Origin of the sequence: Catellatospora coxensis (assembly GCF_016862635.1) — a bacterium.
Lineage (GTDB): Bacteria > Actinomycetota > Actinomycetes > Mycobacteriales > Micromonosporaceae > Catellatospora > Catellatospora coxensis.
Map to the genome: position 1 here is coordinate 14,281 of NZ_BONI01000059.1, position 22,004 is coordinate 36,284.

Sequence of the window (22,004 nt, forward strand, 5' to 3'; positions counted from 1 at the left end):
TCACGGCACGGCTTGGCCGGTCACCGGCGGGCGGTGCCGGCCGCCTCGCGCAGGGCCGCACGGGCGGCGGTGTAGTCGGTGAGGACCGCGGCCGCCGGTGTCTCGACCAGCTGCTTGACCACGCCCTGCACCGAGGCGCGCAACCGCCTGGTCGCGCGGCGGCGGCGGGCGCGGGCGGCCAGCCGGACCACCGGGCGCACCAGCACCGCGATCAGGAACCCGGCCAGCAGGCCGCCCGCCAGCAGCGCCGTCGGCATCGGCAGCCAGCCGTCCACCATGGGCGTACGCAGCGGCGGCAGCGCCAGCGCCTGCATGCCCAGCCGTACGCCGAGCCACAGCAGCCCGGCCAGCGCCACCGCGGTGACCAGCCACTGCAGCAGCCCGACCGCCCGCCACCACCAGCGTTTGCGGGCGACGCCGAGGTCGGTCTGCGCGACCGCCCGGTCGAGCGCGTCAGGCAGCTCGTCACGGTGCGAGCGCACCGCCGCGAGCATGGCGTCCTGCCAGGGCGCGGGCAGCGGCGCGCTCGCCCGGTCGGCGGCCTCGCGCAGCGCCTTGGTGACCGCGGCCGTGGCGGCGGGCGAGGCCGGGGCCAGCGACGTGGCGGCCGGCACGGCGGCCCGGTGATCGCCGAGGTGCAGGCGCTCCAGCGGATCGGGCCGGGTCCGGCGGATCCAGCGCAGCAGCGGCCAGCCGGTCATCTTGCGGGCCCGGTGCACGTACGCGTTCTCGACCGCGGCGGCCACCGTCGGTACGGCGGCGGCCTGGGACAGGGCGGCGGTGAGCGCCCTGCTCGCCTCGGCGTCCAGGGCGGCCTTCGGCGGGTCGGCGGCCACGACCGGGGCCAGCGCGGCGGTGACTCCGTCGAGGTCGGCGGCCAGCCGCCGCACCGCGGCCTGTCGGGCGACCACCGCCTGCCGAATCGCCTTGACCAGCGGGTCCAGGCCGGGCGGGCCGATCGTGGAGGTGGTCAGCACGGGCAGCCCGTCGAGGCCGTCGGCGGCCAGCAGGCGGCGCAGGTCCGTCGTGCAGTCCTCAAGGTCGGGGCCGGACAGCAGGTCGGCGGCGTTGAGCGCGACGACCGTGATCTCGCGGTGGCGGTGGAACTGAGCCAGATAACCGGCGTGCACGAGCTTGTCGGCGTACTTCTGCGGATGCAGCACCCAGACGATGAGGTCCACCACGGTCAGCAGCCGGTCGGCCTCGGCCCGGTGCGCGACCTGCACCGAGTCGTAGTCGGGCAGGTCGAGCAGCACCAGGCCGGACAGGTCGGGCTCGGTGCCGCCGTCGCGGATGTGGCGGCGGCCGACGCCGAGCCAGTCGAGCAGCGGGTCCGCGTTGTCGGGGCCCCATACGCAGGCGTGCGCCTCGCCGGTGGTCGGACGTCGCACACCGGTCTGCGACAGCGGCGCCCCGGCCAGGGCGTTGAAGATGCTGGACTTGCCGGTGCCGGTCGCGCCCGCCAGCGCCACCACGGTGTGCAGCTGCGACAGGGCCAGCCGCTCCCCGGCCCGCCCGATCAGCGCGCGGGCCGGGGCGAGGTCGCGTTCGGGCAGCCGGTCGGCGGTCGCGGTGGTGAACCGTTCGAGCGCGGCCATCCGCTCGACCACCGTCGGCGCGCTCACCCGGCGGCCCCGTCCTGGGAGATCGGGTCGGCCCGGCGGGCGGTGTCGACGGCAGCGGCGGCGGCGCGCAGGCGGTCGCCGTCCTGCGTGGACACGCCCGTGCCGTCGAGCACGGCATGGAAACGCGCCGCCTCCTGCTGGAGCAGCCCGTCCACCTTGGCCAGGAAGTCCTGCCGGGCCCGTTCGGCCAGGCGGCGCACGGCGTCGTCGCCGAAGATGGCTTCCAGGACCTTCTGCGCCGCGACGGTGGCCCCGGCCCCGACGGCGATCTCCGCGCCGGTCGGGATGAACGCGGTGGCCGCGAACACCAGGATCATCAGGCACAGCCCGAGCGCGTTGACCGCGTACGCGCTGAACTTCGCCGCGAACAGCTTGCCGCCGGACTCGTCGCGGACCAGGTCGAGCACGCCGCGCTGCCAGTCGCGGACGACCCGGTCGGCGCGGGCGTCGATGTCGGGGCCGACCCGGGCCAGGCCGGGATGGGCGGCGAGCAGCCCGCCGCCCGCCGGATGGGCGCGCCAGGCGGCGGCCGCGTGCTCGGCGGCGTCGGCGGCCGCGCCGTGCACGAACACGACCAGCTGCGACTCGATCGCCGTGATCAGCTGGTCGGTGGGGCGGGGCCGGCCGGTGACCGCGCTGACGAGCTGGTCGCGCCACCGCCCGACCTTGGCCTGCAGGCCGCGCATGAACTCGCCGGTGCCGACCAGCTCCTGCCAGCGGGCCAGCACCTCGCCGCGGAACATGGTGCCGTCGCGGATGCCCTGGTCGACGGCGTTGGCGGCCTCGCGGTAGGCGTTGTCGACCGACGCGCCGAGCGCCGCGACGGCCTCGGCCTGGGCGTCGGCCTCGGCGGCGAGCCGGGCGGTGGCCGGGGTCAGCGCCGCGACGGCCCCGTCGACGGTCTGGCGCACCACGGCCGCGCGGGCCGCGGCGGAGCGGGCCAGCTCGTCCAGCCACTCGCGCAGCGGCGCGACGGCCTGTTCGGACAGCAGCCCGTGCTGGTCGAGGCGCTGCTCGTCGAGCACGAACATGGGCACCCCGCCGAGGCCGTGCTCGGCGAGCATCTCGGTCAGGTGCGGTGTCACCTCGGCGTCGGCGCCCGGCGGCACCCGGTTCAGGATGATCGACACGGCGGTGCCCCGGTCGCGGGCGGCGTGCAGCAGCTCCCACGGCACCGCGTCGGCGTAGCGGACCGCGGTGGTGACGAACAGCCACAGGTCCGCGGCGGCCAGCAGCTGCTCGGCCAGCGCCCGGTTGTCCTCCTCGACGGAGTCGATGTCGGGCGAGTCGAGCAGCGCGACCCCGGGGCTGAGCACCGCGACCGGCATGACCAGCAGGCCGATGCCGCCGCCGGCGCTGCCGGTGCGGCCCAGCCGCGGCAGCAGGTTGGCCTCGCTGAACCAGGCGGCGTCGGAGGGATGGCAGACCAGCACCGGCGCGCGGGTGGTGGGCCGGCGCGCGCCCGCGACGCTGACCGGGGCCCGCACCAGGCTGTTGACCAGAGTGGACTTGCCCGCGCCGGTGGAGCCGCCCGCGACGGCCAGCAGCGGCGCGTCCAGCCTGGCCAGTCGCGGGATGAGGTAGTCGTCGAGCTGCCCGGCGGTGGCCTTGGCCAGGCTGGTGGCGGCGGCCGCGCCCGGCAGGACCAGCGGGTAGCGCACCTCGGTGAGCGCGTCGCGCAGCCGTGTCAGTGCCCCGCCCAGCCCCGCGTCCGCGCCCGTCATGGCTACCACCTATCCAGCATGGCGGAAATCATGCCCCGCGGGCGTCCCTGTGCCGGAAAGCGACCGCGCCGGCCGCGCCGGCCACGGCCAGGCATGCGCCGTAGCCCTCGGCGCGGGCGGTGATCCGTCCGGACACGACGCGCACCGCCGACTCGGTCGCGTCGCTGACGGCGTCCACGCCGGCCGCCGCGGCGAGCGCGCCGCTCTCGTCGTACACGATGCGCAGGCCCGGCCACGCACGGCGCGGGAACGCCGCGGACAGGCAGCGGCGGAACTCGGCGAGCATCAGCCGCGCCAGCGGCATCAGCTCGCCCGGCGTGCCGCTGACGAGGATCGCGGTGACGTGCGCACCGGGCGGCGCGGCGCGCACCGCGTCCTCGATCGCGGCCAGCCGGTGCAGGCCGAGCACGGCCACCACGCCGTCGGCGCGCAGGTCCACCGGCGCGCCGTGGACCGCGTCGCGGGGCGCGGCGTCCGCGCCGCCGGTGGCGGGCTGCGGCCACGGCTCGTCGGCCGGGCGCGGCGGCGGGACGTAGTCGGCGTACAGCGGCTGCCAGCGGTCGTCCAGGTCGAGATCGCCGAGGTGCTCGCAGGTGGCCACGACGTGGAACGGCTCCACGAAGCCGGGCGAGGTCCGCGCCAGCACGCTCGCACCCTGCAGGGTGGTCAGCGCGGCCTCGGCCACCCGTACCCGCCGCTGCCCCGGCGCGCCCGCCGGTCCGGCGCGGGGCCGGCCACCGGGGGCCTGGCGCGCACCGGCCTGCTCCAGGGCCAGCCCGAGCAGGATCGCCTGGAGCTTGAGCAGCTGGGCGTAGGGCCGCCGGACCCGGTCGTCGTCGAGCACCTCGGGCACCAGGTCCAGGGCCGGTGGCGCATCGGTGGTCACCGGCAGGCGGGCCATGGTCGCCCTGGCGTACGCCCCCAGCGCCTCCCCCGGCGTGCGGCCGGGCGCCGGATGCGGCAGGTCGGGGGCATGCTCGGCGTCGTCGGCCAGCACCGCGAAGTAGAGGGCCCGCTTGCCGGGAAAGTTGGAGTAGACCGCGCCGCGGGTCAGCCCGGCCCGCTCGGCGATGCCGTCGACGGTGGCTTCCCGGTAACCGCGGGTGGCGAACTCGGCACGGGCGGCCGACAGCACGCCGGCGCGGTTGCGCTGCTGCGTCTCAGCCCTGGTGAGGCGGCTCATCACTGCTCCCGTGTCCATCCGGTCAGTAAGATAACGCGGCGCTCGAATGTTGTCACCATCTGGCGGTATCATCTGAAGGTCGCCGACCCCGAGGAGCGCGCCCGTGACCCGCAGCGATGTGCTGGCCTGCTCCTTCTGTGCCAAGACGCAGCGGCAGGTGCGCAAGCTCATCTCCGGCCCCGGGCAGGTCTGCATCTGCGACGAGTGCGTCGGTCTGTGCAACGAGTTGATCGAGGAAGAGGCCACCGAGCAGGCGGCCGCCACCCTGCTGCGCCCGCCGACCCCGCGCGACATCCACGCGGCGCTGGAGCAGTACGTCGTCGGCCAGGAGGCCGCGAAGACGGCGCTGTCGGTGGCCGTCTACAACCACTACAAGCGGGTCGCCGCCCGGAACGCGGCCGGGGCCGGTGAGCAGCCGGTCGAGCTGGGCAAGTCCAACATCCTGCTGATCGGGCCGACCGGCTGCGGCAAGACCTACCTGGCGCGGACCCTGGCCCGCACCCTGGGCGTGCCGTTCGCGATCGCCGACGCGACCGCGCTCACCCAGGCCGGATACGTCGGCGAGGACGTCGACAGCATCCTGCTCAAGCTGATCCAGGCCGCCGACGGCGACGTGCGCCGAGCCGAGACCGGCATCGTGTACATCGACGAGATCGACAAGATCGCCCGCGGCGGCGCGGACCGCACCGCCGTGCGCGACGTCTCCGGCGAGGGCGTCCAGCAGGCCCTGCTCAAGATGCTCGAAGGCAGCACGGTGCGGGTGCCGCAACCGAACTCGCGCAAGCAGCCCGCCGAGGAGTTCCTGCAGATCGACACCACCGACGTGCTGTTCATCCTCGGCGGCGCCTTCGCCGGCCTGGAGGAGATCATCGAGCGGCGCTCGCGGCGGCGCGGCATCGGCTTCGCGGCCAGCGTCCAGGCCGCCGAACCCAGCCTCGACGAGGTCATGCCCGCCGACCTGGTCACGTTCGGGATGATCCCCGAGTTCGTCGGGCGGCTGCCCATCGTGACCACGGTGCGCCCGTTCGACCGGGCCACCCTGATGCGCATCCTCACCGAGCCGCGCAACGCACTGATCAAGCAGTACCAGCTGCTGTTCGAGCTCGACGGGGTGGAGCTGGAGGTGACCACCGACGCGGTCGCGGCCATCGCCGAGCAGGCGCTGCTGCGCCGCACCGGCGCCCGCGCGACCCGGGCCATCCTGGAGGAGATCCTGCTCCACGTGATGTACGAGGTGCCCAGCCGCGACGACGTGGCCCGCGTCGTGATCGACCGGGCGACGGTGCTGGACAACGTCAACCCGACCCTGGTCCCCCGCGACCACGCCGCCCGCCGCCGCGCCCGCCGCGCCGACACGGCCTGACCGGCGGCCTCAGCCCAGCAGGTCGATGATCGTCGCCTCGGCCCGGGAGACCCGCCGGTAGACCGTCCACAGCAGGGCCAGGTCCTGCCAGGGCAGGCCCACGGGGGCGTACACGGTGGGCAGGTCGGTGCCGTCGCGGCCGGGCAGATCCCCGCGCAGCACGTCGCCGAGCGTGCCCGCGGCCACCCCCGCCTCCAGCCCCACGTTGCCCAGCGCACCCGAGGCCGCGGCCAGCGCCCGGTCGTCGACCACCACCCGGCTGGCCAGCAGCAGGTCAGCGGGCAGCTCGACCTTGCCCGGCTCGTCCGCGCCGAGCGTGGTCAGGTGCTGGCGCGGGCGCACCTCGTCGGCGCGCAGCAGCGGGCGGCGCGACCAGGTCGCCAGCACCACCACGTCGGCGGCCAGCGCCACCGCCGACGCGCTCTCCAGCGGCAGCGCGCCCAGGGCCGCGGCCCGGCCCGGGTCCAGGTCGGTGGCCACCACCTCCCGCCAGGCGCGCAACCGGCGCAGCCCGGCCGCGACGACCCGGGCCTGCGCGCCCGCGCCGACGAAACCGAGCGTGCCCGCGTCCGGATCGGCCAGCAGGTGGGTGCCCAGGGCCGCGGCCAGCCCGGTGCGCCACGCGGTGACGGCCGCCGAGTCGGCCAGCGCCAGCAGCTCGCCGGTTTCCAGGTCGTGCAGGCAGACGACGCCGCGCAGCGCGGGCGAGGCGGCCGGGAACTTCGCGTTGACCTTCACCGTGTACGCGGGCACGCCCGGCAGCAGCCCCGGCATGAGGCAGGTCGCGGTCCCCGGTCCGGGCAGCTCGGTGCGCACCCGCAGCGGCGGCTGCGCCGGAGCGGGCGCGCGGAAGCCCTCGGCGAGCACCTCCAGCACCTCGTCCACGTCGACCGCGCGGTCGACGTCGGAGCGGGTCAGCAACACGGTCACGTCTGGAGGCTAGCCCGCTCCCGGCGGCGGTCCGGGCCGAAGGTCGTCAACAAACTGATCATGTCGTGAACTGGCGTTTCAACGGGGCTGCGGATGACCTTGGGTGAAAGGTTGTCCTGATGCGATACGTGATGCGCCGCGGGCGGCGGCTGGCCGCGGTCCTGGCGGCGGCCCTCGCCACCGCCGCCGTCCTGGGCGGCGGCCCGGTCCGCGCCGAGCCCGGCCGCGAGCGGCAGACCCGGCCGAACGTGCTGATGGTGGTGCTCGACGACGCCCGGCCCGAGGGCATGGCCGCGCTGCCGCAGACCCTGGCATGGCTGGCCGACGGCACCGCCTACCCGAACACCGTGGCGGCCACGCCGAGCTGCGGGCCGAGCCGGGCCACGCTGCTGACCGGCCGGTACGCGCACAACCACGGCGTCCTGCACCAGGCCGACGTCGGCAACCTCGACCACACCCGCACGCTCCAGCACACCCTGCACACCGCCGGCTACGCCACCGCGGCCGTCGGCAAGTTCACCAACAACTGGGCGCTGGAGCAGACCCCGCCCGGCTTCGACCACTCCGCCCTGGTCGGCGGCGGGTACACCAACGCCCGGTTCGTGGTGGACGGAAAGCAGCGGCGCGTGCCGTACTCGACGACGTTCGTCGGCCGGCAGGTCAACACGTACCTCGACGGGTTCGAGGCCGACGACGCCAAGCCGTGGTTCGTGTACGCGGGCTTCACCGCCCCGCACGCCCCGTGGACCCCCGAACCGCAGTACGCGAACCGCGCCTTCGCCTGGGAACCGAGCCCCGCCGTCGGTGAGGCCGACCGCTCCGACAAGCCCGCGTACGTGCGCCGGCACCGCGCGACCCGGGCCGAGGGCGACGTCATCCGCCTCGGCCAGCTGCGCACCCTGCTCTCGGTCGACGACACGCTGGCCCGGGTCCGCGAGCACCTGGACCGACTCGGCGAGCTGCGGGACACGCTCGTCGTCCTGGTCTCGGACAACGCCAAGTTCTGGGGCGAGCACGGCCTCGACGAGAAGTTCATGCCGTACGCGGCCGGATACCGGGTGCCGCTGTACCTGTCCTGGCCGGGACACCTCCCGCGCGGGACCGACGATCGGCTCGCCTCGACCGTCGACGTCACCCCGACCGTGCTGGCCGCCGCCGGGCTGCCCGCCGGCTATCCGCTCGACGGCCGTGACCTGCGCAGCGGCGGCCGGCGGGACGCGACGCTGCTGGAGTACTGGCAGGACTCGCACAACGGCGGCTTCCCCACCTGGGCCTCCCTCGTCGCGCCCGGCGAACGCCAGTTCACCCGGTACACCGACCTCGACGGCGCCCCGATCTCGCAGGAGTACTACGACCTCGCGGCCGACCCAGGGGAGCTGGTCAACCTGCTCGGCGACGGCGATCCGGCCGACGATCCCGACGTCACCGCCGACGCCGCGACCCTGTCCGCCTGGCAGCAGTGCGCGGGCGCGACCTGTCCCTGACGCGCGTCAGCCGTGCTGGGCGCGCCAGGCCTGGTAGCGGTGCCAGGCGTCCTGCCCGTCGGGCACCCAGTCCCACTCGCCGAACCGCGCGGCGATCTCGTCCTCGGTGAGGAAGGCGTGCCAGGCGACCTCCTCGACCTGCGGGTCCACCGGCAGGTCGCAGCGGACCTCGTACAGGGCCGAGAACCAGGAGTGCTCGGGTGTCTCGTAGAGGAAGGTGAACAGCGGCCGCGGGGCGGGCAGGCCGGAGACGCCGAGTTCCTCCTCGGCCTCGCGCAGGGCGGCGTCGTCGTAGGTCTCCCCGGCGCCGACCACCCCGCCGACGAACATGTCGTAGCACGACGGGAAGACCAGCTTCTGCGCGGTGCGCCGGTGCACGAACAGCCGCCCGTCGCCGGTGCGGGCCAGCACGAACACGCAGCGGTGGGTGAGCCGGCGGGCGTACGCCTCGGCGCGTGTCGCCTGCCCCACCACCCGGTCCTGCGCGTCGACGATGTCCAGCAACTCCCCCGCCGACCGCGGCTCCTGCTCACCCATGCCGCCCATTCAACACGCCCCCGGATGATCATGATCATCCGACTTGCCCGGCACTCGTGCGTATCTTGAGCGGCGTTTCACCCAGGTGCCCGGCAAGTCCGATGATCGTGGAGGTCGGGGCGGTGCGGGGTGAGAATGAGGGCATGTCCGATATCGACGGCGACCTCGCCGCGTGCGCCGAGTCGCACGCCCGGCTGCACCAGACCCTGCAGGAGATCGACGACCAGACGGTACGCGCACCGAGCCGGTTGCCCGGGTGGACTGTCGGGCACGTGCTCACCCACCTGGCCCGTAACGCCGACAGCGTCGTCCGGCGGCTCGCCGCCGCCGCCGCGGGCGAGCTGGTCGACCAGTACCCGGGCGGTCCGGCCGGCCGGGCCGCCGAGATCGAGGCGGGGCACGGCCGCTCCGCCGCGGAGATCATCGCCGACCTGGTCGCGGCCGACCACGCCGTGGACGCCGCCTTCGCCGGGGCCGCCCCCGGCGTGTGGCAGCGCACGGTACGCGCCGGCAACGGCGAGCTGATCCCGGCCACCCAGCTGCTGTTCTCCCGGTGGCGCGAGGTCGAGGTGCACCACGCCGACCTCGGCCTCGGCTACGGCTGGCAGCAGTGGCCCGACGGCCTGGTCGCCCGGTGGCTGCCGATCCTGCTGGGTGAGCTGGCCGGCCGCACCGACGAGCGGGCGCTGATGGCCTGGACGCTGGGCCGCGCCCCGGTCCCCGAGCTGCGCCCCTGGGGATGACGGCCGCGCCGGCGCGCTCGCGGGGGCGGAGCGCGCCGGCGTGTCGTACCCGCCCGATACCGTCACGGTGATCTTCAGAGAGCGGGTGGGCAGCATGTCGGTTCCGGTGTTCCGCATCGACCAGGGCGACGCCTCGTCCTCGGTCGTCCTGCACGTGCCGCACGCGTCGCGGCAGATCAGCGGGCCCGCGCGGGCCTCGATCGGGCTCGACGACGCCGCGCTGCTCACCGAACTCGACCACATGACCGACGCGCACACCGACCTGATCGCGGCGCGGGCGGCCGGGGCGGCCCGGGTCCGGCCCTGGACGTTCGTCAACGAGTGGTCGCGGCTGGTCGTGGACCCGGAGCGGTTCCCCGACGAGCGGGAGGAGATGGCCGCCGTCGGCATGGGCGCGGTGTACACGCACACCTCGCACGGGCAGCGGTTGCGCCCCGACGACCCCGCCTTCGCGCAGCGGCTGCTCGACGCGCACTTCCACCCGTACGCCCAGGGCATGACCGACCTGGTCGACGAGCGCCTGGCCGCGACCGGCCGCGCGATCGTCGTCGACGTGCACTCCTACCCGGCGCTCGCGCTGCCGTACGAGCTGCACGGCGACGGCCCGCGCCCGCAGGTCTGCCTCGGCACGGACCTCGCCCACACCCCGCCGTGGCTGCGCGACGCCGCCGCGACGGCCTTCGCGGGCTACGAGGTCGCCTTCGACACCCCGTTCGCCGGCTGCTACGTGCCGCTCAAGCACCACGGGATCGACGAGCGGGTGTCGGCGCTGATGGTCGAGATCCGCCGCGACACGTACCAGTCCGAGCCCGGCGGCGACCCGCACCCGGGCCTGGACCGCCTGGCCGCGTCCCTGGCCGCCCTGGTCGACGTCCTCAACGATCCCGCACCCCACCCGTGACACCTCCGCGGGCCGCAGTTCCTGGCAACGGGCACCGCGGTTTCCGGGAAACTGTACGAAAGTGCACCGTGATCCCTGCAGTTTCCCCGAAACTGCAGGACGCGAAGAGCGGGCGGTCGCGGGGTCGGGTGGCGGCACGCCGTCAGGCCGAGGCGCGGCGGACCAGGCGGGTGGGCAGGATCAGCGGGTGGGGTTCCTCGCCCGCGATCAGGCTGAGCAGCATCTTCGCCATCTCCCGGCCGAGTCCGTGGATGGGCTGGTGGACGGTGGTCAGCTGCGGGTCGGTGTGCTGAGCGGTCAGCAGGTCGTCGAACCCGACCACCGCGACGTCGCCGGGCACCGAGCGCCCGTGCGCCTTCAGCGCGCGCAGCGCCCCGGCGGCCGCCGCGTCCGACCCGGCGACCACCGCGTCCACCTCGGGGTACGCCGCCAGCAGCCGGGTCATCGCCGCGGCTCCGGACGGCTCGGTGAAGTCGCCGTGCTCGACCCGGGACGGGCTCAGCCCGGCCACCGCCATGGCGTCGAGGTAGCCCCGGTGCCGTGACGCGCCCGCGTCGGTGTCCATCTGGCCCGTGATGACGGCGATGTGCCGCCGGCCCAGGCCGATGAGGTGCTCGGTGGCCAGCCGGGAGCCGCCGCGGTTGTCGGCGTCGACGTACCAGCGGGGCTCGGCGTGCAGCGGGCGGCCGCCGAAGACGACCGGGACGTCGTGCTGGTCGGCGAGCGCCGCGAGCGGGTCGTCGCCGCGCAGCGCCATGAGCATGACGCCGTCGGCGCGCCGCGACTTGAGGATGCGCTGCAGCCGGGCCTGGCCCTGGGTCGTGTTGGCCAGCACCAGCAGCAGTTCGAGGTCGGTCTTCTCCAGTTCCGCGTTGACGCCCAGGATGATCTGCGCGAAGAACGGGTCGGTGAACTGGGCCGGGTCGTGGTGGGACAGCGCGAGCACCACCGCGCCGACCTGCTGCGTGGCCAGCGCCCGCGCGGTCGGGTTCGGCACGAAGCCCAGCTCCGCGACGGCCCGTTCGACGGCGTCGCGCTTGGCCTGGCTGACGTGCCGGGCGTTGTTGATGACGCGGGACGCGGCGGAGCGCGACACACCCGCCCGTGCCGCGACCTCGTCGAGCGTCGGCTGACGCTTGGGACCCATGGAGCCGTGACACCCCTCTGCGGAGACGGTGGCAAGAGCGTACGCGTCACGGCAGGGTTATTGGAAGCGCTCCCGGGCCCTACTTTCCCACCGGGACACGGAGCGGAGCACAGGACACACGGCTGATGTCACCGGATCCCGTGCTGCGACGGCTCACGCCCAGCACACCGGCTTGCCCGGAAGCCGGGGAAAACCGGGAGCGCTTCCAGTTGCAACATAGGAGTGTCGCGTTAAGACGTCAAGACAAGTGTCCGAAACCTTCGCCAGCATCAGCCGAACAGTGGTGGGCACCTGCCATCTGTAACTTTCATCCGGCTGGAACCGCTTCCAGTCGTATCGATTTCTCGGGTGGCCCCGCAGCGGGCGGGCCGGTCGCCGCGTCGGGGATAACCGCAGGACGGGCCGCGGGGCGGCTGGCAGGATGGCCGGGTGACGTACGAGGTGCGCCCGTTGGGGCCGGATGACAACAAGCTGGCTTGGGACCTGGGCAGTCTCGCCTTCGGCTACCACGAGCAGCCCATGCCCGAGACCTGGAACTCGAACTCCCCGGGCCGGCACACCCTCGGGGTGTTCGACCCGGCCGGGCGGATGGTCGCGAAGGCCGTGGACCGCGAGCAGGGCCAGTGGTTCGGCGGGCGGATCGTGCCCACCAGCGGCGTGGCCGGGGTCGCCACCGCCCCCGAGCTGCGCGGGCGCGGCCTCGGGCGGCTGGTGCTGACCCGGCTGCTGGAGGGGGCGCGCGAGCGCGGGGCGGTGCTCAGCACCCTGTTCGACACCACCCCGCTGCCGTACCGGGCACTGGGCTGGGAGGAGGTCGGCGAGCTGGTCTACTGGACGGTGTCCACCCGGGTGCTCGGCGCGATCCGCCCCGACCCGAAGACCACGCTGCGGCCCGCGACCGAGGACGACATCCCGGCCGTGTACGAGATCTACCGCCAGGTCGCCCGCGCGGGCACGGGCCTGATGGAGCGCTCCGGCCCGGCGTTCGGCGCGACCCCGGCCCAGCTGCTGGCCGACTACCACGGCTTCACCGTCGCCGTGGACGACGCCGGGGTGATCGTGGGTTACGCGAGCTGGGATCGCGGACCGGGCTACGACGCGAGCGGCCGGCTCACCGTCGACGACCTGATCGGGCTGACCCCGGAGGCGACGCGCACGCTGCTGGCGATGTTCGGCGGCTGGGCCAGCGTCGCGCCGACCACGGTGCTCCGGCTGGGCGCGACCGACCCGGCCTGGTCGCTGATCGCCCGGGTCGACGCCAAGGTGCACACGGCGCAGCCCTGGATGGTGCGGGTCGTGGACGCGGCCGGCGCGGTCGCGGCACGCGGCTGGCCGCGCCACCTGACCGGCGAGGTGGACCTGGACCTGGTCGACGACGTGTGCCCCTGGCAGCAGGGCAGGTGGCGGCTCACCCTGTCCGGCGGCACGGGCCGGCTGGAGCCCGGGGGCGCGGGCACGGTCCGGCTCACCCCGCGCGGCCTGGCCGCCTGGTATGCCGGTGCCGCCACGCCGGAGCAGCTGCGCCGCACCGGCTTCCTGAGCGGCGGCGACCCGGACACCGACGAGCTGCTGCGTACCGCCACCGCCGGCCCGCCGCCCACCCTGCACGACTACTTCTGACCGGCGGCCACCGGCCGCCGCCACGCCGGACGCCACACGCACGTGGCAGAAGCCCAGCTTGCACCCGCTGTCAGGTTTGGAAGGGCACCTTCTACATCGCATAGCGATGTGAAGGTGCCCTTCCTTTCGCGCGGGGCGGGTGCCCTTTGCTAGCGGGTGCCCTTTGCTAGCGGGCGCTGTCTGGCAGCGGGCGGCGGGGGCGGCCGAGGGAGAGGAGGAGGCCGCAGGTGGTGAGGGTCAGGCCGGCGTAGGCGGCGTAGGTGGGCAGGTCGGCGGGGATGCCGAGGTAGACGGTGATGCCGAGGATGCGGGACAGGCCCCAGGGGAGCAGGGCGAGCTGGTCGTTCCAGACGGTCAGGGCGCGTTCCAGGCCGATGGCGGCGATCAGGCCGCCGATCAGGCCAAGCGGGACGCCGATCGCGGCCAGGGTGAGGCCGGCGGCGCGGCGGCGCAGCAGGCCGTACCGGTCGCGCAGGACGACGGCGGTGGCCACGAACAGCCAGCAGAACGCGGCGAAGGCGACCGTGACGTAGACCGTGCGCAGGGTCGGCGAGGTCCAGAAGGCGAACCAGTACTTGCCCGGTCCGCGCCCGGCCAGCGCCGCCAGCAGCAGCACGCTGCGCAACAGGGCGACCCCGCCGATGACGGCCCACAGGTGGAACGGGTCGCGGCGGCCGACGACGAGGCGGGCCACGGCCGCGAACAGCAGCCAGCCGCCCAGGGTCACCAGCAGGTGCGCCGGGGCCGCGAACCAGGTGTACACGGCCCGGCTCGCCACCAGCACGAACGCGGGCACCAGCCAGACCAGCACCCGGTCCAGCCGCGACGGCGGCGAGTCCAGCAGCGCCACCCGCCACGGGCGCACCGCGCCGAGCAGCAGCGCCCGCGCGGCCCGGCCGCCCCGGCCGCGGCCCCGCAGGCCGACCAGGAACACGATCAGGATCAGCGCCAGCAGCCCGCGGGCGGCCCAGGCCATCGCCGGGTCGCGGTCGGCCCGCACCGCGCCGAGATCGGCGGCGGTGAAGTTGTACGCGGGCAGGTCCAGGTCGCCGCCGTAGCGCTGCATGTGCACGTCGCGCGCCCCGCGGTACACGATCTCGGCCTCCCGCCAGCCGTCGTAGGCGGCCTGGTCGCCGGTGTCCAGCCACTGCGCGTGGCGCAGCACCATGGCGCGGTACGCGCCCAGCGTCTCGAACAGGTTGACCTGATAGTCGAGCGTGCTCGTGAACGACGTGCGCAGCTTCGGATCGCGCCAGGTCGCCGGGTCGGTCACGGCGACCAGGTCGCGCATGCGCCGGGCCAGCACGACGGCCTGCTCGCCCTCGGCGATCGCCTGGTCGACCCGGCCGCCGGTCACGGCGTAGATGCTGTCGAGGGCGGCCGAGTCACCGGTGGCGATGTCCCACTCGAAGATCCACATCATCGGCGGCGGCTCCAGGCCCAGCGCCTTGACCGTGCGGTCCGCGTACGGCCCGAGGTAGAGGCCCTTGGTCAGCGCCTCCCGGGACAGCGCCATGGCCTGCCCGATCGCCGCCACCGTGGCCTGGTCGCCGGAGAACGTGCGGTACGCCCAGTCGGCGGTCAGCTGCGCCGGATCGGCGTCGGGGTCCCAGGCCAGCCGCGCGACGGCGTACGTGTTGAGGTCGTACAGCTGCCAGAAGCCGTCGCGCAGGTAGAGCGACATCGGGCCGGCGCGCAGCGGGCCGCCGTCCTGGGTCCAGTTCCAGACGCCCTCGACCTTCGGGTTCGCGGCCAGGAACTCGCGCAGCGCCTGCCGGTGCAGCACGCCCAGGTCGTTGGGCAGCGAGCCGAAGCCCTCGAACTCCCGCCGCGCCTGGAACTCCACGATCCGGCGGTGCTCGCCCGCCAGCAGGGTCGAGTTGAGCGGCAGGTGGCTGTAGAAGTCGCCGAGGGTGTACTTGGTCGACACGATCAGGTGCGGGTCGTCGAACCCGCCGAGCACCTGCCGGTAGGAGTCGGGATTGGTGTGCAGGTCGCCGACCGCGCCGACGCCGACGGTCCAGGTCCGGAAGATGACCTCCCGGTCGGCCCTGCCCGCCGTGTCCAGCAGCGCCCGCAGCATCGCGCGCACCGCGGCGTCGGTGGTGACCGCGAGCTTCGACGAGTAGTCCCAGCCGTTCTGGGCGTACACCTCGCCGCCCTCGCCGATGCGCACCATCAGCCCGTCCACGAACGGCAGGCTCTCGAACAGCTCGGCCAGGCCCGCCTGGTAGACGGCCCACAGCCGGGGGTCGGCGACGTCCAGCCCGCCGACGGTGTGCCGCAGGTACGCCTCCAGCGGCGGCGACACCGCGAGCATGTCCGTGAGCAGGAAGACCTTCATGCCCATGTCCTCGGCGTACCGGAAGACCGGCCCGAACGCGGCGACCAGTGCCTTGGCCCGGTCGACGTGGGTGTCGCCCGCCGGGTAGACGGCCCGGCCGTCGCCGACCTTGGCGAACGTGACGTACTCCAGGAAGCCCGGCACGACCACGCCGTTGTAGCCCTGCGCCGCGGAGTGGTCCACGAACTGCCGGAACTGCGCGCCGATCCGTTCCACCGCCGCCGCGTCCACCCACGGGGCCTGCGGCAGCAGGGCCTCGCCGACCACGTCGGTGTTGAGGTTGTAGTCGTCGCCCGCGGCGAACGCGGCGGCGTCCGGCTCGCGCCCGACCGAACCGGCGTCGGTCAGCCGCAGCCCGAGGCGCGGCGTGATCACCCGGCCGTCGTCCCCGGCCGGGATCACGGCGACGCCCGAGCGGATCCGGTCGGCGATCCGGTACAGCCCATCCGCCGTCCCGGCCAGATCGGAGCCCTCGACGGTCAATTCCGCGCCGCGCGTGGTGATCCGGTAGGCGTCGGTCGCGGGCGCGAGGCTCGCCTGCACACCGGCCCGCAACCCGGTCGCGGCGGCCGTCGCGGGCACCCCGGCGCCGGGCGTGCCGGTGCCGGGCACCCCCGTGCCGGGTGCCCCGACGGCGGGCTTCAGCCCCGCAAGTGTGACCGCTCCGGGTTCCTTCGTGCCGGGCAGCGACGGCATCAGGGTGACCGCCGGGCGGGGCAGGCCGCGGGCGGCGTAGGCGTCGGCGACCGCGCCGGCGGCCTTGGTCAGGCGCAGCAGGTCGGGCACGACGATCGAGGCCAGTGGCGGCGCGGGCACGTCCTCACGCCGCGGTGCGGCGGCGGCGTCTTCGCGCGGCACGGCGGCCGCGGTGTGGCTCAGGCCGAGCGCGTCCCCGACGCCCCAGGCGACGCCCGCGCCGAGCAGCAGCAGGACGACCGCCGCGGCGAGCAGCGGATACGGTTTCCGGGAGCGGGGAACATGAAACACGCTCGCATCGTAGTGGCTACCCGGCCCCCGGTTGGATCACGATTTTCCAACGGAACCGCGCCGGTCGTCACCGTCCGGCCGGCTGCGGCGGCTGCGGCCCGCTGACCCGGTCGCGCCCGGCCCGCTTGGCGCGGTACAGCGCGTCGTCGGCGCGCTCGAACAGCTCGTCGGCGGTCCTGGCGTGCCGGGGGTAGCAGACGACGCCGATGCTCGCGGTCACCAGGACGGTGGTCGCCGCGTGCACGACCGGGCAGCGCGCGATGGCGGCCCGCAGCCGGCCGGCCACCGCCGTCGCGTCCCGGTGGTCGATGCCGGGCAGCAGCACGCCGAACTCCTCGCCGCCGAGCCGCGCCGCCACGTCCACCGCCCGCAGCTCCCGCACCAGCAACGCCGCCACGGTACGCAGCACCTGGTCGCCCGCGGGATGGCCGTACCGGTCGTTGACCGACTTGAAGTGGTCCAGGTCCAGCATGAGCAGCGACACCGGGGTGCCGGTGCGGTCGGCGTACGCCAGCGCGCCGGTCAGCCGCTCGGCGAAGGAGCGCCGGTTGTGCAGGCCGGTCAGCGGGTCGCGGCCGGCGAGTTCGATGAGCGTGGCCTTCTGCACGGCGATCCGGTCGGCCATCGTGTTGAAGGCCCCGGCCAGCTCGCCCAGCTCGCCGCGGCTGCCGACAACGGCCCGCGCGCTGCCGTCCCCGGCGGCCAGCAGGTCCGCGGCCCGGGTCAGCCGGCGCAGGTCCCGAACCAGGCCGTGCGACAGCAGGAAGCCCAGCGCCAGCGCGGCCGCCATGCCGGTCAGGCTCGCGGTGACGATGAGCTGGCGCGTCTCGCCCCCGGCGGCCAGCAGCTGCCGGTAGAGCGGGGTGTACTCCAGCAGCACCGCCCCGACGATCTTGTTCTGCGCGGCGCGCATGGGCACCGCCACCAGCTCGATCCCGGCCGGGAAGTCGGCGTTCAGCTCACGGAACGCCCGCGGCATGCCGTCGCGCATGGTCGCGGCGACCTCACCCCCGCGGTCCTCGGTGAACAGCTTGCCCTGGTTGGCCGGGATCGCGTCGGCGAGCACGCGCCGGTTCAGGGCGACGATCTCCAGGTCGCGGTTGCCGTCCCGGTTGACGCCGCTGACGTACTCCTGCAGCTGCGACGGCTGCTGGTAGAGCAGTGCCCGGCCCGGCGCGGTGGGCTTGGTGACCGTGTGCGCGACCTGCTCGGCGACGTTCTCCGCCTCGATCTGGGCGGCGCGCAGGCTCGCGGCGTGCTGCTCCCGGATGGCGACCAGGCCGACCAGCGGCAGCAGCAGCGCGACGGCCAGGAATGCCACGGTCAGGCGCGGGCCGACGTGGGACAGGGGCACCCGTAGCGCACCCGGCAGGGGCGACCTCAGCGCTGCCACTCGCCGGTGCACCAGGCGAGATAAGTTGATCATTTTCGACCGCTCGGGCGGCCGCGTCTGTCGGCACGCATCTCAGCTCCCATGACGGGACCCCAGGTCAGCGGCCTACCACTTTAGCTCTACTAACTACCCGATAACAGGGCATCTCGTACCCGCTCCACAGACCAAGATCTGTTTTTGTGGACGCTGGGCGTCGCTATTACGACGTCCAGCGTCCACAAAAACGAATCATGCTCGGGTGAGGCGCTCGGCGATCAGCGCCGCGGGGCGGTCGGTCATCAAGATCGTGTAGTGGTTGGTGTCGGCGACCAGCTCCGGGCGCAGCCGCGGCGCCTGGGCCGCCCAGTGGTCCACCACCGCCTGCGGCAGCATGCCGGGCTCCTGGCCGAACATGCCGCGCGGGGCGTGCAGCAGGGACGCCGGCAGGGCCAGTTTCACCAGGTCGTCGCCGAATTCCGGGCCGTTGACCAGCAGGTCCCGACCGTCGGCGTAGACCGCCTCGGAGCTGGTGCGCGAGCGGATCGCGCCGGGCTCCCCGGTCCCGTCGTAGCGGACGTACTCGGCCATGTCGTCGTTCCACTCCCCCGCCAGCGCCGGGTGCGCCTGGAAGAAGGCCACGTACGCGTCCACGGACGGGTAGGTCTCGCGCAGCCGGGCGACGGCCGGGCCGATGGTCAGCTCCAAGAGCTGGTCCGGGTCGAACTGGGCGGGCACCGGGAGCGGCAGGCCGCCGTCGACCAGCACCAGGCGGCTGAACAGCTCGGGCCGGCGCACGGCGGCGCGCAGGGCGGCGTACGCCCCCATCGACTGCCCGGTCAGCGCGACCGGCGCACCGAGGTGTTCGGCGACGGCGGCCAGGTCGGCGGCGTGCGCGTCCATGCCGTACGGGCCGGGCAGGCCGGCGCTGCCGCCGCGACCGCGCAGGTCCACCGCGATCAGGCTCCAGTCCGCCGGCAGGTGCCGGGCCACGGCACGGAACGACATCGCCGAGGCGGTGATGCCGTGCGCGGCCAGCGCGATCCTCGCGCCCTCGCCGAAGCGCAGCGCGTGCAGCGAACCGCCGGAAACCGGGATCTCGATCGAGCGCATGGATCAGCCTTTCTTCGTCGGGGTGGCGCCCGCGGCGCGGACGGTCTTGGCGGAGGTCGGGTGGGCGGGCTCGCCTGCCGGAGCGGCCGCTGCCCCGGCGAGCCGCAGGGCGTAACCGGCGTAGGTGTCGGCGACCTGGTCGCGGGTGTACGGCTGGTCGGGGCCGAACCAGTGCGCGACCTGCATGCCCATCGAGCCGATCGCGGTCGCGGCGAGCAGGGGGTCGGCGACGTGGAACACACCCTGCTCGACGCCCAGGCACAGCACGCGCAGGCCGAGCTCACGTGACTGCTCGCGCAGGGCCAGGGCGGGCGCGGCCCGTTCCGGGGACAGCGCGTGCAGCTCGGCGTTGGCGACCAGGGCCAGCAGCGGGAAGTCGGCGTGCGCGCCGACCTGTGCCCGCACCAGCGCGGCGAGCTGCGCGGCGGGCCCGGCCGGGCTCTCCACCAGCGCCTGCTGCAGGCGGCGGTGCAGCTCGGCGTGCCCGAGCAGGACCAGTTCGGCGAGCACGTGCTCCTTGGCCGGGAAGTGCGCGTACAGCGTGGCCGAGTTGATCCCGGCCGCCCCGGCGAGGTCGCGGATGGACGTGCCGTGGAAGCCGTACTCGGCGAACAGCCGCAGCGCCGACAGCAGGATCCGGCCGCGGGTGCCGGGCGGGGTGACGCCCTCGGGCAGCTCGACGGCGACGGCGCTCAGCCGCCGCGGCTCCCACCGGGGTGTCGTCACACGCTCTCCTCAACCGATCGAACGATTGGTTGACACCGTAACCGACCGGGCGCATAGTCGCTAGCAATCCGTCCACCCAATCAATCGATTGGTTGGCAACCGGAACCGAGAGGAGAGCCTGCCGTGTCCGTCCCGTCCCCGGATCGCACCGCCGTCGCACCGCTCCGCCGCCTCGCCACCCTCGCCGCCACCGCGCTCGCCCTGCTCCTGGCGCAGCTGGCGGTGCCCGCCCCGGCACAGGCCGCGGGCGGGTTCTTCCACGGCGTCTACGCCAGCGTGTACGGCACCCGCGACTACCACGGCTACGTGCCGTCGTCGTACCGTCCCGGCACGCCCATGCCCCTGCTCGTCGCCCTGCACGGCTGCACCGAGAACGACGTCGGCTTCGACCTGCTCTCCGGCTGGAGCGCCGAGGCCGAGGCACGTGGCTTCATCGTCGTCTTCCCCGACCAGAGCAACGTGGTCAACCCCGCCACCTGCTGGAACTGGTTCCTGGAGACCAACCAGCACCGCGGCTTCGGCGAGCCCGCCATCATCGCCGGCATCACCAACCGGATGCGCTCGCAGTACACCGTCGACGCCAGGCGCATCCACGCCACCGGCGTCTCCGCGGGCGGCGTGATGGCGAACATCATGGGGGTGACGTACCCGGACCTGTTCGCGTCCGTCTCCGTCATGGCCGGCTGCGAGTACGACTGCGACGTGCTGCAACTGCAGACGGCCCAGGAGTCCGGCCGCAAGGCGCGGCAGGAGATGGGCAGCCGCCTGCGCCCCGTACCCGCGATCATCTTCCAGGGCACCGCCGACCTGGTCGTCCCCCCGTCCACGGCGTACCGCATCGCCGAGCAGTGGACGACCGTGGCCGGCACGGACCCGGTGGCCGACACCGTGGTCACCGGCCAGGTCTCCGCCGGGCGCTCCTTCACCCACCTGACCTACCGCGACACCGCGGGCCGCCCCCTCGTCGAGCAGTACATGATCGACGGCGCCGGCCACGCATACCCCGGCGGCTGCCCCTGCAGCCTCTACGGCGACCCCTCCGGCCCCGACGCCACCGCCCTCTCCTGGACCTTCTTCCTCGCCCACCCCCGCCCCTAAAGCAAGGAAGGGCACCTTCACAACGCTCCGCGTTGTAGAAGGTGCCCTTCTTAACTCTCTGCGCTAGCTGACCAGCACCCGCCGCTCGACGGCCGCGACCTCGTCCGCCGGGGCCGGTGCGGGCCGCAGCTCGTCGATGCGGACCAGCACCACGCCGCCGATGATCAGCACGCCGCCGAGCAGCTGCACCGGCACCGGCAGCTCGCCCAGGAACAGCCAGGCGATCAGGACCGCGAACAGCACCTCGGTCAGCCCGACGAACGACGACAGCTTCGCGCCGAGGATCCGGGCCGCGCCGATGCCGGATACGTACGAGATCACCGCCGCCACCAGCGACAGCCCCACGATCGGCACCAGCCAGCTGACCCGCTCGCCGGCGAAGGTCACGTCGCCGAAGCTCGCCCGCAGCGGCAGCGCGCCGACCGCGCCCAGCGCCAGCAGCACCACCGCGCCGATCGCCATGCCGCTGCTGGCCATGGCCACCGACGGCAGCCGCTCGTCGACCCGCGCGCTGAGCACGAAGTACGCCGCCAGGCCGACCGCCGCACCCAGGCCCCACAGCACGCCCACCGGGTCGAAGCCGCCGTCACCGGTCAGGTCGAGCACGAAGAACAGTCCCAGCATCGCCGCGGCCGACCCGGCCAGGGTCAGCGCGCGCGGCCGCTGGCCGTGGCGTGCCCACATCCAGAACACGACGAGGATGATGCCCAGGTATTCCAGGAGCAGGGCGACACCGATGGGCAGGTAGCGGACGGCGTTGAAGAAACCGACCTGCGCCCCGGCGACGGCGAGCAGCCCGAAGACGCCGATCGAGCTGAGATTGGCGCGCAGCACGTGCCACTTGCCACGCAGCGCGAGAACGGTCGGCACGGCCAGGATCAGGGCGGCGATGCCCACCCGGGCGGCGACGGCGGCCTCGGCCGACCAGCCCGCCTCGATCAGGGACCGGGCGAAGGTGCCGGAGGTGCCGAACGTCGCGGCCGACAGCAGGGCCAGACCGAGGCCGACACCGGCGGAGCGTTGGGTCTGCATGGAACTCACCTCGGAGACTACGCTGAACGTAATGAGTGAAACACCGCTACACTCATGACAGTAGACGGGCCGGGTGAC

Annotated in this window: 17 protein-coding genes; 6 read left to right on the forward strand and 11 right to left on the reverse strand. The window is 74.2% G+C overall.

Features of this window, described 5'->3' with window-relative positions:
* Window positions 1-20: 20 nt before the first annotated feature.
* Genes Cco03nite_RS29065 through Cco03nite_RS29075 form a run of 3 tightly spaced genes read right to left on the reverse strand, consistent with a single transcriptional unit; the run spans window position 21 to window position 4,550 of the window.
* A complete protein-coding gene (locus Cco03nite_RS29065; RefSeq protein WP_203695778.1) occupies window positions 21-1,625 on the reverse strand; it encodes a GTPase family protein in 1,605 nt (534 codons plus the stop codon).
* Entirely contained in the window at window positions 1,622-3,349 is a 1,728-nt protein-coding gene (locus Cco03nite_RS29070) for a GTPase family protein (RefSeq protein WP_239167751.1), read from the reverse strand. Before Cco03nite_RS29070 ends, Cco03nite_RS29065 begins: the two co-directional genes overlap by 4 nt.
* A gap of 28 nt (window positions 3,350-3,377) precedes the next feature.
* Window positions 3,378-4,550: a TetR/AcrR family transcriptional regulator gene (locus Cco03nite_RS29075; RefSeq protein WP_239167752.1), complete on the reverse strand. Its 1,173-nt coding sequence runs from the start codon at window positions 4,548-4,550 to the stop codon at window positions 3,378-3,380.
* Window positions 4,551-4,635: 85 nt separating this feature from the next.
* Between Cco03nite_RS29075 and clpX the strand changes: the two genes are divergently transcribed.
* Window positions 4,636-5,895 carry an ATP-dependent Clp protease ATP-binding subunit ClpX gene (gene clpX, locus Cco03nite_RS29080; RefSeq protein ID WP_203695780.1) on the forward strand — a complete coding sequence of 420 codons (1,260 nt, stop codon included), beginning with the start codon at window positions 4,636-4,638 and terminating at the stop codon, window positions 5,893-5,895.
* Between the two features lie 9 nt (window positions 5,896-5,904).
* Here the strand turns inward: clpX and Cco03nite_RS29085 are convergent, their stop codons facing one another.
* Window positions 5,905-6,825, reverse strand: a complete 921-nt coding sequence (locus Cco03nite_RS29085) for an ornithine cyclodeaminase family protein (protein WP_203695782.1) — start codon at window positions 6,823-6,825, stop codon at window positions 5,905-5,907.
* Between the two features lie 119 nt (window positions 6,826-6,944).
* On the opposite strand from Cco03nite_RS29085, the gene Cco03nite_RS29090 reads away from it, so the two are divergent.
* Complete coding sequence (locus tag Cco03nite_RS29090; protein ID WP_203695784.1) at window positions 6,945-8,309, forward strand: sulfatase-like hydrolase/transferase; 1,365 nt, start codon at window positions 6,945-6,947, stop codon at window positions 8,307-8,309.
* A 6-nt stretch (window positions 8,310-8,315) separates the two neighbouring features.
* On the opposite strand, the gene Cco03nite_RS29095 is transcribed toward Cco03nite_RS29090, so the two are convergent.
* Window positions 8,316-8,846, reverse strand: a complete 531-nt coding sequence (locus tag Cco03nite_RS29095; protein WP_203695786.1) for an NUDIX hydrolase — start codon at window positions 8,844-8,846, stop codon at window positions 8,316-8,318.
* A gap of 143 nt (window positions 8,847-8,989) precedes the next feature.
* Between Cco03nite_RS29095 and Cco03nite_RS29100 the strand changes: the two genes are divergently transcribed.
* Complete coding sequence (locus Cco03nite_RS29100) at window positions 8,990-9,589, forward strand: maleylpyruvate isomerase N-terminal domain-containing protein (RefSeq protein ID WP_203695788.1); 600 nt, start codon at window positions 8,990-8,992, stop codon at window positions 9,587-9,589.
* Between the two features lie 94 nt (window positions 9,590-9,683).
* Window positions 9,684-10,490, forward strand: a complete 807-nt coding sequence (locus Cco03nite_RS29105; RefSeq protein WP_203695790.1) for an N-formylglutamate amidohydrolase — start codon at window positions 9,684-9,686, stop codon at window positions 10,488-10,490.
* A 142-nt stretch (window positions 10,491-10,632) separates the two neighbouring features.
* Here the strand turns inward: Cco03nite_RS29105 and Cco03nite_RS29110 are convergent, their stop codons facing one another.
* Complete coding sequence (locus tag Cco03nite_RS29110) at window positions 10,633-11,637, reverse strand: LacI family DNA-binding transcriptional regulator (protein ID WP_203695792.1); 1,005 nt, start codon at window positions 11,635-11,637, stop codon at window positions 10,633-10,635.
* A gap of 429 nt (window positions 11,638-12,066) precedes the next feature.
* Here Cco03nite_RS29110 and Cco03nite_RS29115 point away from each other — a divergent pair, with 429 nt between their 5' ends.
* Entirely contained in the window at window positions 12,067-13,257 is a 1,191-nt protein-coding gene (locus tag Cco03nite_RS29115) for a GNAT family N-acetyltransferase (RefSeq protein WP_203695794.1), read from the forward strand.
* Window positions 13,258-13,423: 166 nt separating this feature from the next.
* Here the strand turns inward: Cco03nite_RS29115 and Cco03nite_RS29120 are convergent, their stop codons facing one another.
* The 4 genes from Cco03nite_RS29120 to Cco03nite_RS29135 all read right to left on the reverse strand — a co-directional run bounded on the left by Cco03nite_RS29120 (window position 13,424) and on the right by Cco03nite_RS29135 (window position 19,796).
* The gene (locus tag Cco03nite_RS29120) at window positions 13,424-16,588 is read right to left on the reverse strand and encodes a hypothetical protein (protein ID WP_203695796.1); all 3,165 of its coding nucleotides are present in this window, start codon (window positions 16,586-16,588) and stop codon (window positions 13,424-13,426) included.
* Window positions 16,589-16,655: 67 nt separating this feature from the next.
* On the reverse strand, window positions 16,656-17,942 hold the full coding sequence (locus Cco03nite_RS29125; RefSeq protein WP_203695803.1) for a GGDEF domain-containing protein: 1,287 nt from the start codon (window positions 17,940-17,942) through the stop codon (window positions 16,656-16,658).
* 267 nt (window positions 17,943-18,209) lie between these two features.
* A complete protein-coding gene (locus tag Cco03nite_RS29130; protein WP_203695805.1) occupies window positions 18,210-19,070 on the reverse strand; it encodes an alpha/beta hydrolase in 861 nt (286 codons plus the stop codon).
* A 3-nt stretch (window positions 19,071-19,073) separates the two neighbouring features.
* A complete protein-coding gene (locus tag Cco03nite_RS29135) occupies window positions 19,074-19,796 on the reverse strand; it encodes a TetR/AcrR family transcriptional regulator (RefSeq protein ID WP_239167753.1) in 723 nt (240 codons plus the stop codon).
* A gap of 123 nt (window positions 19,797-19,919) precedes the next feature.
* Here Cco03nite_RS29135 and Cco03nite_RS29140 point away from each other — a divergent pair, with 123 nt between their 5' ends.
* Window positions 19,920-20,894 carry an extracellular catalytic domain type 1 short-chain-length polyhydroxyalkanoate depolymerase gene (locus Cco03nite_RS29140; RefSeq protein ID WP_203695807.1) on the forward strand — a complete coding sequence of 325 codons (975 nt, stop codon included), beginning with the start codon at window positions 19,920-19,922 and terminating at the stop codon, window positions 20,892-20,894.
* Window positions 20,895-20,957: 63 nt separating this feature from the next.
* Here Cco03nite_RS29140 and Cco03nite_RS29145 read toward each other — a convergent pair whose 3' ends face one another.
* Entirely contained in the window at window positions 20,958-21,926 is a 969-nt protein-coding gene (locus Cco03nite_RS29145) for an EamA family transporter (RefSeq protein WP_203695809.1), read from the reverse strand.
* Window positions 21,927-22,004 lie beyond the last annotated feature (78 nt).